At 71.0% G+C, this 12,799-nt stretch carries 10 protein-coding genes, 2 pseudogenes and 1 other annotated feature; of the genes and pseudogenes, 6 read left to right on the top strand and 6 right to left on the bottom strand.

Annotated elements, in window-relative coordinates; genetic code table 11:
• Nucleotides 1-70 precede the first annotated feature (70 nt).
• Nucleotides 71-1,750, top strand: a complete 1,680-nt coding sequence (locus B9B60_RS04115) for a PHA/PHB synthase family protein (RefSeq protein WP_084449997.1) — start codon at nt 71-73, stop codon at nt 1,748-1,750.
• Between the two features lie 27 nt (nt 1,751-1,777).
• Here the strand turns inward: B9B60_RS04115 and B9B60_RS04110 are convergent, their stop codons facing one another.
• The gene (locus tag B9B60_RS04110; RefSeq protein ID WP_084449996.1) at nt 1,778-2,644 is read right to left on the bottom strand and encodes an enoyl-CoA hydratase/isomerase family protein; all 867 of its coding nucleotides are present in this window, start codon (nt 2,642-2,644) and stop codon (nt 1,778-1,780) included.
• Between the two features lie 114 nt (nt 2,645-2,758).
• On the opposite strand from B9B60_RS04110, the pseudogene B9B60_RS17840 reads away from it, so the two are divergent.
• A pseudogene (locus B9B60_RS17840) lies at nt 2,759-2,962 on the top strand (transposase); the annotation flags it as partial.
• A gap of 80 nt (nt 2,963-3,042) precedes the next feature.
• Nucleotides 3,043-3,174 (top strand) — a sequence feature (AL1L pseudoknot).
• Between the two features lie 96 nt (nt 3,175-3,270).
• A complete protein-coding gene (locus B9B60_RS17835; protein ID WP_407656456.1) occupies nt 3,271-3,438 on the top strand; it encodes an IS3 family transposase in 168 nt (55 codons plus the stop codon).
• Nucleotides 3,439-3,907: 469 nt separating this feature from the next.
• Here B9B60_RS17835 and B9B60_RS04085 read toward each other — a convergent pair whose 3' ends face one another.
• Together B9B60_RS04085 and B9B60_RS04080 are read right to left on the bottom strand one after the other, a co-directional pair.
• The gene (locus B9B60_RS04085; RefSeq protein ID WP_234993747.1) at nt 3,908-5,098 is read right to left on the bottom strand and encodes an MFS transporter; all 1,191 of its coding nucleotides are present in this window, start codon (nt 5,096-5,098) and stop codon (nt 3,908-3,910) included.
• 262 nt (nt 5,099-5,360) lie between these two features.
• Nucleotides 5,361-6,563 carry an AMP-binding protein gene (locus B9B60_RS04080; protein WP_268766698.1) on the bottom strand — a complete coding sequence of 401 codons (1,203 nt, stop codon included), beginning with the start codon at nt 6,561-6,563 and terminating at the stop codon, nt 5,361-5,363.
• On the opposite strand from B9B60_RS04080, the gene B9B60_RS04075 reads away from it, so the two are divergent.
• The 3 genes and pseudogenes from B9B60_RS04075 to B9B60_RS17445 all read left to right on the top strand — a co-directional run.
• Nucleotides 6,450-6,767, top strand: a complete 318-nt coding sequence (locus tag B9B60_RS04075) for a transposase (protein ID WP_143445438.1) — start codon at nt 6,450-6,452, stop codon at nt 6,765-6,767. The two genes, B9B60_RS04080 and B9B60_RS04075, sit on opposite strands and share 114 nt — an antisense overlap.
• A gap of 206 nt (nt 6,768-6,973) precedes the next feature.
• Nucleotides 6,974-7,327: a hypothetical protein gene (locus B9B60_RS17450; RefSeq protein WP_234993728.1), complete on the top strand. Its 354-nt coding sequence runs from the start codon at nt 6,974-6,976 to the stop codon at nt 7,325-7,327.
• Nucleotides 7,233-7,577 (top strand): annotated as a pseudogene (locus B9B60_RS17445) (hypothetical protein); the annotation flags it as partial. The gene B9B60_RS17450 and the pseudogene B9B60_RS17445, both read left to right, overlap by 95 nt.
• On the opposite strand, the gene B9B60_RS04065 reads toward B9B60_RS17445, so the two are convergent.
• From B9B60_RS04065 to B9B60_RS04055, 3 genes are all read right to left on the bottom strand, one after another.
• Nucleotides 7,488-8,198, bottom strand: coding sequence for an AMP-binding protein (locus B9B60_RS04065; RefSeq protein WP_234993746.1), 711 nt, complete (start codon nt 8,196-8,198; stop codon nt 7,488-7,490). The pseudogene B9B60_RS17445 and the gene B9B60_RS04065 sit on opposite strands and share 90 nt — an antisense overlap.
• Before the next feature lie 174 nt (nt 8,199-8,372).
• Nucleotides 8,373-11,573 (bottom strand): acetyl-CoA carboxylase family protein, encoded by a 3,201-nt coding sequence (locus B9B60_RS04060; RefSeq protein WP_084449992.1) that lies wholly within the window; start codon nt 11,571-11,573, stop codon nt 8,373-8,375.
• Nucleotides 11,574-11,580: 7 nt separating this feature from the next.
• Nucleotides 11,581-12,777, bottom strand: a complete 1,197-nt coding sequence (locus B9B60_RS04055) for an acetyl-CoA C-acyltransferase (protein ID WP_084449991.1) — start codon at nt 12,775-12,777, stop codon at nt 11,581-11,583.
• Nucleotides 12,778-12,799: the final 22 nt, after the last annotated feature.

Genomic DNA, 12,799 nt, shown 5'->3' with positions numbered 1-12,799 from the left:
GTCATCGGGGCACCCGTGTGATGGCCTTGACCCGCTGGCACGACGATGTGCCCCCGCACAAGGAGGACCCATGGCCCGGGAAGCCACCGAGACCGCCGGTTCGCTGGACGACATGCTCACCCAGGCATCCACGGGCGTCGTGCAGAGGCTCTTCCCCGTCGGTCCGGGCCTGAGGTTCCTGGCGAAGGCGTCCACCCGCCCCGACAAGGTCGCCGCCCGGGTGGGGTCGGCCGTCCTCGAGCTCGGCCGGATCGCCGTCGGCACCTCCGAGATCGCCCCGGCCCGGCGGGACCGCCGCTTCGCCGACCCGGCCTGGATGCAGAACCCGCTCCTGCGCCGGACCGTGCAGACGTACCTGCTGAGCGGGCAGACGATCAACGACATCGTGGGCGACGTGCCGATGGGCTGGGAGGACTCCCAGCGGCTCGACTTCGCCGTCACGAACTTCGTCGACGCGATCGCCCCGAGCAACAACCCCTTCATCTCCCCGGTCGCGTGGAAGGCGGTCATCGACTCCGGCGGCGCCAACATGGTCAAGGGCCCGGCCAACCTCCTCAAGGAGCTGTCCAGCTCCCCGCGCATCCCCTCGATGGTCGACGAGGACGCCTTCGCCGTCGGCAAGGACCTCGCGGTCACGCCCGGCTCTGTGGTCCTTCGCACCTCCGTCCTCGAGCTCATCCAGTACGCCCCTCAGACCGAGACGGTCCACGCGGTGCCGCTGCTCGTCGTCCCGCCCACGATCAACAAGTTCTACGTCCTCGACCTCGCCCCCGGGCGCAGCCTCATCGAGTACCTCGTCCAGCAGGGCCAGCAGGTCTTCGTCATCTCCTGGCGCAACCCCGAGGCCCGGCACCGGGACTGGGGTATCGACACCTACGCCGAGGCCATCCTCGAGGCCTTCGACGCGGTCGCGGCCATCACCGGTCAGAAGAAGGCGCACGGGGTCGCCGCCTGCTCCGGCGGGCTGCTGGCCTGCCTCACCGCGGCGCACCGGGCCGCGGTGGGCAAGATCGGCCGCCTCGCCAGCCTGAGCCTGCTCGTGACGATGATCGACCAGAGCAAAGCCGGCCTCCCCTCGGCCATGATCGACGAGAGCGTCGCCCACGCCGCGATCGCCCGCTCACGCCGCAAGGGCTACCTCGACGGCAAGCAGCTCTCCGAGCTCTTCGCCTGGCTGCGCCCCAACGACCTCATCTGGAACTACTGGGTCAACAACTACCTCGAGGGCAAGCGCCCGGCGAAGTTCGACATCCTCTACTGGAACGCCGACGCCACTCGGATGAGCGCCCAGCTGCACCAGGACTTCGTCGAGGCCGGGCTGAACAACAAGCTCGCCCAGCCACGCGGGATGACCGTCCTCGGCACCGAGGTCGACCTCAGCATGATCAAGGTCGACTCCTACGTCGTCGCCGGATCCGCCGACCACATCTGCCCGTGGGTCAACTGCTATCGCAGCTCCCAGCTCCTCGGTGGCAAGACCCGCTTCGTCCTCTCGACGAACGGTCACATCGCCGCCCTGGTCAACCCGCCGTCGAACCCGAAGTCCAGCTACCAGGTCTCCGACGACGTCTCCCCCGAGCCGGAGTCGTGGCTGGAGTCCGCCGAGATGGTCAAGGGATCGTGGTGGGCCGACTACGCCGGCTGGCTCGCCGAGCGGTCCGGCAAGGAGATCCCCGCCCCCACCGAGCTCGGCGACGCGGAGCACCCGCCCATCGTCGAGGCTCCCGGGAGCTACGTCCACGCCCGGTAGCGAAGGGGGGTCCGCCAGTCCGGTGGGTTACTCCCCCTTCGCCATCCGGGCCCGGGCGATCCCGCTCGTGCGCGCCTCCCCGGCCACCCGGTCGGGGTGGTCGCGCTCGTTGAACTGGCGCAGACCTTCGCCCATCTCGGCGCCGCCGATCAGACGGTTGTAGATCTCCGCCTCGATCCGCAGACCCTCCTGCAGCTCGCGGTTCGCGCCCTTGATGAGCGCCTCCTTGTCGCCACGGATGGCCGGCTGGGGCAGGGCGGCGATCTGGTGCGCGAGCTCGCGGGCCCGCGTCAGCGCCTGCCCGCTCGGGGTGATCTCGTTGACGAGCCCGATCCGCAGGGCCTCATCGGCGTCGATGACCCGCCCGGTGATGATGAGTTCCATCGCCCGGCGCCAGCCGAGGATGCGCGGCAGGCGCTGGGTCCCGCCGTCGGCGAGCCCGATTTTCCACCGGCGGCAGGTCACCCCGAAGGTCGCGTGGGCGTCGGCGATCGCCATGTCCGTCCAGCAGGCCCACTCCAGCCCGCCGGCGTAGGCGACGCCGTTGATCGCTGCGATCGTCGGCTTGTAGATGTCCGTCCAGCGCGACGGGCCCAGCACCCCGGGGGCCTCGCCACGGGCGTGCCGGGCCTGACCCTCCGGCGTGGTCGGGTGCGGCGGGTTGCCCTCTTGCACGCTCTTGAGGTCGCCGCCGGCGCAGAAGGCCTCGTCGCCGGCGCCGGTGAGCACGGCGACGAGCGCTGAGTCGTCCACCCGGAAGCGGTCCCAGGCGTCGACGAGCTCGCCGTGCATCACGGATCCGATGGCGTTCATCCGGTCCGGCCGGTTGAAGGTGATGGTCACCACCGGTCCGTCCTGCTCGTAGCCGACGAACTCGGACTCGGGTGTGGTCATGGGTCTCTCCTTGGATCAGATGGTCAGGCGGTGGGGTCGAGCAGTGCTGCGGACAGGCGGGTTGGATCGCCCCGGGAAGGGTGGAGGGCTTGATCTCCCCAGGAGGATGGAGTCATGCCTGCACCGAGGAAGTATCCCGATGAGATTCGCCAGCGAGCTGTGAGGCTGGTGCGCGACCGGATTGCTGATGAGCCCGCGCTACCGGTCTCTCGTGCCTGCCGGCTCGTGGGTGAGCAGCTAGGGATCAACGGCGACACCCTGCGTAACTGGGTCCGCTCCGAGCGCGTCGATGACGGTGAGGTCGCGGGCAGGACCAGCAGTGACGCCGCGCGGATGGCTGAGCTGGAGAAGGAGAACCGCGAGCTGCGCAGAGCGAACACGATTCTTCGGCAGGCGAGTGCGTATTTCGCGCAGGCGGAGCTCGACCGCCGCTGAAGGACCTCGATGCGTTCATCGACGATCACCGCGACGAGCACGGGGTCGAGCCGATCTGCACCACCTTGGCCGAGGCCGGGGTCCAGATCGCCCCGAGTTCGTACTACGCCCGCAAGGTACGACCGCCCTCGGCCAGGGCGGTACGTGAGGCCGTCATCGACGAACGCCTAGCCGCGCTGCACGAGGAGAACATGGGCGTGTACGGGACGCGGAAGATGTGGAAGGCGATGAACCGGGCCCATCCAGACGATCCGGTCGCTCGGTGCACCGTTGAGCGCCGGATGCGCGCGCTGGGCCTGTCCGGGGTGCCCAACGCTCGCTCGACTCGCACGACTCGACCCGCACCCCTTGGCGGCTGAGCCGCGGGACCGCCTCGAGCGTGACTTCACGGCGGCAGCCCCGGATCAGCGGTGGGTCGCTGACATTACCTACGTCGCGACGTGGACCGGTTTCGTGTACGTCGCCTTCGTGATGCCGGGGTTTCCACGGCTCGCGGTCGAGGCTGGCACGAGCTGCGGCACGCGTACGCGTCTCACCAGATCGCGGCCGGGGTCCCGGTGAACGTGGTCGCGGCCTCTCTAGGCCACTCCGTCGAGGTCTGCCTGCGAACCTACGGGCACCTGATCCCGGACACCGATCAGCGCCTGCGGGCCGTCGCTGACGCCCTGATCTCGGGTCGCTCACCGAGCGAGAACACACTGTGAACACACCAGCGGGGATGATCCGGCGCTGACCTGCTGATCTATCGATACACGAACTACCGCTGACGACGCCACGCGCGACGGCCGGCCACCCCACGGGGCGGCCGGCCGTCGCGCGTCGTGCGGGTCAGACCGCGACGGGCGCGACGTCCTCGTCGGGGTCGACCACCGGGTGGCTCGCGTCGTGCGTGGCGAGCAGCACCTTGAGCAGCGGCACGCAGAGCAGCCCGAGCGTCGTCGCCGCGATGAGCACCCACAGGCCGGCCGAGGGCGAGCCCGTCGCATTCTCCGCGAGGCCGAAGGCGTAGGGCCCGACGAAGCCACCGGTGAGGCCGATGGTGTTGACGAAGGCCAGGCCCGCTGCTGCCGCCACTCCCCCGAGCCGCGCCATGAGCGTGGACCAGTAGAGCGGCTGGACGCCTACGATGAAGAGCATCGTCGCGCTGAGGATGATCATCTGCGCCACGCCGTTGTCGACCGCGACGAAGGCCAGGGCCATGACGATCGCGCCTGCCGTCGCGTAGCCGATGAGCCGCACCTCGGTCCCGGGGTTGCGCGCCAGGACGCGCGGCACGACGAGCAGACCGATGACGGCGCCGATGCCGACCACCGCGGAGATCAGGCCGATCATCACGCTGTCGGTGACGTCCATCGCCTCGACGATCGAGGGCACGAAGAAGATCACGCCGTAGGTCGCGATCTGGTTCATGAAGTAGATCGCCGCGATCGTCAGCAGGAAGGGCTTGGACATCGCGCTGCGCACGATCGCCCCGGGCCGCTCGACGTGCGCCTCCTCGCCGACCGCGCGCCGGGTCAGCTCGCTCGCCTCGTCGTCGCTCAGCCACCTCGCCCGGCTCGGCGAGTTGGGCAGGACGAGGAAGATGAGGATGCCGAGCAGGACCGTCGGGATGCCCTCGAGGACGAAGAGCCACTGCCAGCCGTGCAGGCCTCCGACGCCGTCCATCTTCATCAGTGCGCCGCCGATGGGGTTGGCGACGATGAAGGCGATCGACCCCGCGAGCAGGATGAAGCTGACCGCCTTGGCGCGGTCCTTCTGCACGAACCACGTCGTGATGAGGTACATGATCCCGGGGTAGAGGCCGGCCTCGGCCGCACCGAGCAGCAGACGCAGGACGTAGAAGATCGCCGGGCTGGAGATGAACATCATCGCCATGGTGATCAGGCCCCAGGTGACGGCGATCCGGCCGATCCAGACCTTCGCGCCGATCCGGTGGAGGATCAGGTTGCTCGGCACCTCGAAGGCCGCGTAGGTGAGGAAGAACAGCCCGGCCCCGAGCCCGTAGGCCGCGGCGTCGATGCCGGCGTCGACCTCGAGCGAGGACTTCGCCAGGCCGACGTTGGTCCGATCGACGAAGCCATGAAGTAGGCCGCCATGAGCAGCGGGACCAACCGCACGAAGGCCTTGCGGGTGGCTCGCGCGTGCACCGCGTCCGACGCCGTTGTCGGTGATGTCATGTGAACTCCTGTATCTGAAGGATGATTCACATTCATATTGAACTTGGATTCAAGTCGTGTCAAGGGTCACATCGGTCAGCGGTCGGCCCGTGGGACGAAGGGGGTCACCCCCGGGCCGCGACGACCTCGCCGGCCCGCTCGAGCAGCTCGCCCTTGCGGATCTTGCCGGTGTCGGTGAGCGGGAAGGCGTCGAGCACCTCGACGAGCGGGACCTTGTAGGTGGCCATCCGCCCGCGCGCCCACTCCTCGATCTCGGGCCCGCTCGCACCCGACGCGGTCACGAAGGCCACCGGGCGCTCGCCGGTCTCGGGATCCGGTGCCGGCACCACGGCGACCGTGGCGACATCGGGGTGGTCGACGAGCAGGGTCTCGACCTCGGCCGGGAAGACGCTCATGCCGCTCACCTTGATCATGTCCTTGGCCCGGGCCAGGTAGTGCAGGCAGCCGTCGTCGTCGAGGTAACCGGTGTCCCCCGTGTGCAGCCAGCCGTCGCGCAGCTGTCGCGCCGTCGCCTCGGGGTTGCGCCAGTAGCCGGTCGTGATCGAGGGGCTGCGCAGGATGATCTCGCCGGGCTCGCCCAGCGACATCGGCTCGGCGGTCACGGGGTCGACGACGAGGACGTCGGTGCCGGGGACGGGCAGCCCGCAGAAGACGGGCGTCGTCTTCAGGTCGTGGTCGTCGACCTGGAAGCCGTGCGGCACGACGTCGATGGTGTGGCTCTCGGTGAGTCCGTAGGACCCCTCGCGCAGCACCGAGTGCCCACCGACGACCTCCGCCCACCGGCGGCGCACCTCCGGCGTGAGCTTGCGGATGAAGGACATCGCCATCGGCGAGGTGAAGCTCGAAAGGTCACGGTCGGCGATGTCGGGCAGGTCGAGGATCGCCAGGTAGCTCTCGACCGTCGCCGCGGTCGTCGTCACGCCGTGGCGCTCGACGAGGTCGACGACCGTCGCCGCGTCCCACCGCGAGAGCAGGACGCTCGTGCCGCCCATGACGAGCGGGATGAGGATGCCCAGGTCCTCGCCGGCGATCCAGAAGACGGGGACGAAGCACAGCGAGACCACTTCGCGCCCCAGCGCATTGGCCCCGGCGCCGCTCACCGCCGTGTAGACCATGTGCCGCTGGGTGTGCTCGTGTCGCGCGTCAGACTTTGTGGCAGGGCCGTTATGTAGGTCTTGAAGGAGAGTCTGAACATGGGTAGACCCCCTGTGATCCCGGCCGAGCGGAAGACTCGGATCGTGTTGAGTGTGCTGGCTGGGGAGATGTCGATCGCTGAGGCTGCTCGGCGGGAGAAGGTCAGCGAGCAGTCGATCGGGCGGTGGAAGGCTGACTTCCTCGAAGCGGGGAAGACCGCTCTGGCGGTGGGCCGGTCCGGCCCGTCGACGCGTGAGGAGCTGCTGGAAGCGCAGGTCGAGGATCTGACGCAAGCCCTGGGCGAGGCGGCGGTCGAGATCCGGGTCTGGAAGAAGGGCGCCGAGGGCCGGTTGGGCCCTTTGAGGACCTCGAGGTGATCAGACAAGAGTCTGGGATGTCGACCGCGAGGTGGTGCAGGAGGTTCGACATCCCGGAACGGACCTGGCGGCGGTGGCAGGCCAAGGCCGACCGTGGCCTTCCTGCGCGTGGTCCGTGGCCGCGGCCGGCCCGCGGTGCTGCGCGGGACCGAGTGCTGGTGCATGCGTCTGCTCATCCGGCGTGGGGTCATCGCAAGATCTGGGCGTTGGTCCGCCACGACGGCCATGTCGTGTCCGAGGCGACCGTGCTGCGGATCCTGCGCGACGAGGGCCTGATCCTGCCCGATGAGTATCAGCGGGAACGCCGCAAGCTGGCCGAACGTCGCAAGGCCGCGTTCGCCAAGGAGCCGACTGGCCCGAACCAGGTCTGGCAGCTGGACTTCAGCGAGTTCGAGACCACCACGGGTGGGACGTGGCGGATCGCGGGGTGCCGGGACTACTGGTCCAAGTACGAGCACCGATTCCATGTGTCGCCGACAGCGAATCAGCACGACGCGATCGATGCGGTCGAGCTCGCGCTGCGAGAACGAGGAGCTCTTCGGGCATCCGATGATCGATGACTGCCCGGTCGATGAGCACAGCGGTGAGGTGCTGCCGGTGGTCACGATCGTCACCGACAACGGCGGTCCGTTCCGATCGTTCCGGTTCGAGGCGTTCATCGAGCTCCATCCCGAGCTGGCGCACGTCCGCACCCGCGTGAAGTCGCCGGGGCAGAACGGATCACGCGAACGTGGGTTCGGGACGCTGAAGTATGAGCGGCTCTTCATCGACGAGATCGACGACGCCGTCATGCTCGCCGAGCACGCCGAGGACTACCGCATCGAGTACAACGAACTGCGACCGCAAGAGGCCATCGCCTGGAACCGGCCCAAGGAGGTGCACCTGGGCCTGGACGACCCGAGCATCCCCAACTTTCAGAACAAGGAAATCCTGCCAACTCCTTGATGCGGGACACTCGCACCCCTTGGGCAGGCCGGTCGTGCCCCCGGTGTAGTTGAGGGCGGCGAGCACGTCGAGGTCCGTGGCCGGCGCGACGAGCGGGTCCGCGGCCAGGGCGTCCTCCCAGGCCACGACGTCGACCCCCGCATGACGAAGGGAGCCCACCTCGCCTCCCACGACGACGACCGTCGTCACCCCGGCCTGCGCCGCTGCCGGCAGCAGCCGCTCGGCGAGGCTCGGGTGGGTGACGACGACGCTCGCGCCGCTGTCGGTGAGCTCGTGGACGAGCTCGGCGTGCTGGAACATCGGGTTGACCGGGACGTGGACGCACCCGGCGCGCAGGGTGCCGAGGAAGGCGAGGACGAACTGCGTCGAGTTGCCCAGGTGGACGCCGACGCGCTCGCCGGGAGTCACCCCCTTCGTCCGCAGCCACCCGGCCCACCGCGCATGCAGCGCGGCGACGTCGGCATAGGTGAGCACTTCCTCCCCCATGACCACGGCGTGGTGGTCCGGCTGCTCGACCGCCCACCGGTCGACGTACTCGGGCACCGTCAGGTCACCGAGGGGGTGGACCACCTCGCGGGGCGTGTCGGCCGGGCGCACCCGCTCCTGCCGGGCTCGCAGGTCGGCGAGGTGCTGCGTGTACTCCATCGGGCACTCCTTGGCTCACCAGGTGTCGACGTACCCCCGTGGCACGTCGGTGGGGTCGGCCGTACCCATCGCGGTGACGATCCACCGACGGGTGTCGACCGGGTCGATGACGTCGTCGAGCTCGACGACGGCCGCGGCATTGACCGCACGCCCGCGCTCGTACATCTGCGCGAGGAGGTCGGCCTCGAGCTCGGCACGCTCCGCCGGGTCGGCGACGGCCTCGAGCTCGCGGCGAAAGCCCAGGCGCACCGCTCCCTCGAGCCCCATGCCACCGACCTCGCCGGTCGGCCACGCCAAGGTCGCGGCGGGACGGTGGAAGCCGCCGGCGGCCATCGCCTGCGCCCCGAGGCCGTAGGCCTTGCGCAGGACGACGGTGACCATCGGCACCCGCAGGTGCGAGCCGATGACGAAGAGCCGCGCGAAGTGCCGCACCGTCGCGGTGCGCTCGTGGTCGGGGCCGACCATGAAGCCCGGCGTGTCGCAGAGGGACACGACCGGCAGGCCGTGCGCATCGCACAGCTGGAGGAAGCGCGCGAGCTTGTCGGCGGCGGGGGTGTCGATGGCGCCGCCGAGGTGGCGTGGGTTGTTGGCCACGAGCCCCATGGGCCGGCCTTCGATGCGCACGAGTGCGGTGACGATGCCCGGGGCGAAGCCGGCCCGCAGCTCGAGCACGGAGTCGTCGTCGGCGAGCGTCTCGATCGCGCGGCGCACGTCGTAGGCGCGCACCCGACTCTCCGGCACGACGTGGCGCAGGCGCCGCTGGTCCGGCGCGCTCCAGTCCCCGCGCGGCCCCTGGAAGTAGCCGAGGTAGCGCTGCGCCACGGCGACCGCCTCGGCCTCGTCGTCGACGACGACGTCGACGACGCCGTTGCTGCCCTGGACCTCGATCGGGCCGACCTCCTCGGGCGCGAAGACGCCGAGACCGCCTCCCTCGATCATCGCGGGGCCGCCCATGCCGATCGTCGAGTCACGAGTGGCGATGATGACGTCGCAGCAGCCCAGCAGGGCGGCGTTGCCGGCGAAGCAGCGCCCGGCGGCGATGCCGATGGTCGGCACGAGCCCACTGAGCCGGCCCATCGTCGCGAAGGTCGGCACGTCGAGCCCGCTGGCGACCGTGGTGTCGGTGTCGCCGGGGCGACCTCCGCCCCCTTCGGCGAAGAGCACGACGGGCAGGCGCTGCTGCTCGGCGATCTCGAGGATGCGGTCGGTCTTCTTGTGGTTGAGGTAGCCCTGGGTCCCCGCGAGGACCGTGTAGTCGTAGGCGAGGGCGGCCACCCGCGCGCTCGAGCCGGGTGCCGTCGTCACCCGCCCGATCCCGGTGACGATGCCGTCGGCCGGGGTGGTGGCGATGAGCTCCTCCTCGCTGCGGCGCGCCCGCTGGGCGGCGACGGCGAGCCCGCCGTACTCGACGAGGGTGCCCTCGTCGAGCAGGTCGGCGAGGTTGTCCCTCGCGGTCCGCCCGCCCCGGGCGTGCCGCTTGGCGATCGCCTCGGGGCGGGCCGCGTCGAGGCGTCGCTCCTGCCGCTCGCGCAGGCGGGCCAGGTCGGCCCGCTCCGCGTCGAGGTCGAGGCCCTCGTCGACGGCGGCCGCCTCCTCCCCCACCGACGAAGGGAGCATCCGCACCAGCAGGTCGCCGGCAGCCGTGGTGGCCCCCGGCCGTGCACCCACTGCCGTGATCGTGCCGGAGGCAGGGGCGGTGACGACGTGCTCCATCTTCATCGCCTCGACGACGAGCAGGGGCGCGCCGAGCGCGACCTCGTCACCGGCCTCGACGACGACCTCGAGGACGGTGCCGGTCATCTCGGCGCGCACCTCTCCCGAGGCCGCGTCGTCGTCCGACGACGCGCAACCGTCGACCGTCGTGAGCAGCCCGGTCTCGCCGATCCACCCGGTCGTCACCCGCCAGTGCGCCACGTCGTCGTGGGCGAGCAGCTCACGCAGCAGGGGCAGGGTCGTCTCGACACCGTCGACCGAGCACTCGAGCGCGGCCCGCCGCGCCTTGTCGAGCGCGCCGGCCAGACCGCCGTGGCTGTGGGTGACGAGCTTGGCGACGAGGGAGTCGAAGGACCCGTCGACGCGGGTGCCGTCGACGAGGTGGGTGTCGACCCGCACGCCGGGGCCGCTCGGCCAGCTCGGCCCGGCGACGACCCCGTGGGCGGGCAGCAGCTCGCCCGCGGAGCCGACCCGCTCGGCGGCGACCCGCAGCTCGACCGCGGACCCGCGCACCGCCGGCGGGTCCGTCAGGCCGAGGTCGCCGAGGGTGCGCCCGGCGGCGAGCGCGAGCTGGGTCAGGACGAGGTCGACGCCGGTGACCATCTCGGTCACGGGGTGCTCGACCTGCAGGCGCGGGTTGACCTCGATGAAGAACCACCGGGTCGGGTCGTCGGCATCGAGGAGGAACTCGACGGTCGCCAGGCCGCGGTAGCCGCGACCGGTGAGCAGCCGCACGGCCGCCTCGTGCAGCGCCGTGCGCACGTCGTCGGGCAGGTCCGGTGCGGGAGCGACCTCGACGACCTTCTGGAAGCGGCGCTGGAGGGTGCAGTCGCGCTCGCCGAGGTGGGTGACTCCCCCTTCGCCGTCGGCCGCGACCTGCACCTCGACGTGCCGGGCGCGCTCGACGTAAAGCTCGGCGAAGAGGTCACCGGAGCCGAAGCTGCGCTCGGCCTCGGACCGGGCGCGCTCGAGCGCCGGGGCGACCGGCTCCCCCGCCGGCACGGCCCGCATGCCGCGGCCGCCACCACCGGCGGCGGCCTTGATCATCACGCCCCCGGGCAGCTGCTCCCGGGCGAAGGCCTCGACCTGCTCCGGTCCCGCGCCCACGGCCGTGGCCGGCAGGACGGGCACGCCGGCCTCCTGCGCGGCCGCCCGGGCCCGGCCCTTGTCGCCGAAGAGCTCGAGCAGCCCCGCGTCGGGGCCGACGAAGGTCACGTCGGCCGCGGCGCAGGCCCGCGCCAGCTCCGGCGACTCGCTGAGGAAGCCGTAGCCGGGGTGGAGCAGGGTGCACCCGTGCTCCCGGGCCCCTGCGACGAGGGCCGCGGCGTCGAGGTAGGCCGCCGGGCCCTCGCCGGGGAGCACGTGGACACCCGACGCCAGGCGCGCGGCGAGGCCGTCGGCCTCGGCCCGCGTCACCGCGACGACCGCCTCCAGCCCGGCCTCCCGAGCCGCCCGCACGATGCGGACGGCGATCTCACCGCGGTTGGCGACGAAGACACCCACGTGCCGCTCAGAAGATCTCGAAGAGGCCGGCCGCGCCCATGCCGCCGCCGACGCACATCGTCACGACGCCGTAGCGGGCACCGCGCCGCTTGCCCTCGATGAGGACGTGGCCGGTCATGCGGGCGCCGGACATGCCGTAGGGGTGACCGATGGAGATCGCGCCGCCGTTGACGTTGTACTTCTCCGGGTCAATCCCGAGGGTGTCGCGGCAGTAGAGCGCCTGGACCGCGAAGGCCTCGTTGAGCTCCCACAGGCCGATGTCGTCGACGGTCAGGCCGTGCTGCTTGAGCAGCTTCGGCACGGCGAAGACCGGGCCGATGCCCATCTCGTCGGGCTCGCAGCCGGCGACGGCCATCCCGCGGAAGGCGCCGAGCGGGGTGAGGCCACGGCGAGAGGCCTCCTCGGCCTCCATGACGACCGCGGCGGACGCGCCGTCGGACAGCTGCGAGGCATTGCCCGCGGTGATGGAGAAGCCCTCGGTGCCGTCCTTGGCGAGCACCGGGCCCAGCTTGCTCAGATCGGCGAGCTGGGTGCCGGGGCGGTTGCCCTCGTCCTTGGCCAGGGTCACCTGCTGCGAGCCGATCTCGCCGGTCGCCTTGTCCTTGGTGAGCATCGTCGAGGGCAGCGGGACGATCTCGTCGTCGAAGGCGCCGGCCTCCTGCGCCGCAGCGGTGCGGCGCTGCGACTCCAGGGCGTACTCGTCCTGCGCCTCGCGGCTGATGCCGTAGCGCCGGGCGACGACCTCGGCCGTCTCGAGCATCGACATGTAGGTCGCCGGCACGTGCTCGACGAGCCACGGGTCCTGGGCGCGGTAGGTGTTCATGTGCTCGTTCTGCACGAGCGAGATCGAGTCGACGCCGCCGCCGACGGCGACCTGCTGGCCGTCGACGATGACCTGCTTGGCCGCGGTGGCGATGGCCATGAGGCCGCTGGCGCACTGGCGGTCGACGGACATGCCGGCGACGGTGACGGGCAGGCCGGCCCGCAGGGCGGCCTGCCGGCCGATGTTCATCGCGGTCGAGCCCTGCTGGAGGGCGGCGCCGATGACGACGTCCTCGATCTGCTCGCCCTCGACGCCGGCGCGCTCGACGGCGTGCCGCACGGCGTGGCCGACGAGCTCCTGGGCCTGGGTGTCGTTGAAGGCGCCGCGGTAGGCCCGGCCGATGGGGGTGCGGGCGGTGGAGACGATGACGGCTTCGCGCATGGTCACTCCTGGTCTGTGGGTG

It is taken from the genome of Janibacter indicus (genome assembly GCF_900176385.1).
GTDB lineage: Bacteria > Actinomycetota > Actinomycetes > Actinomycetales > Dermatophilaceae > Janibacter > Janibacter indicus.
The sequence above is the reverse complement of the archived record's forward strand: the minus strand, read 5'-3'. Positions and strand labels throughout refer to the sequence as shown.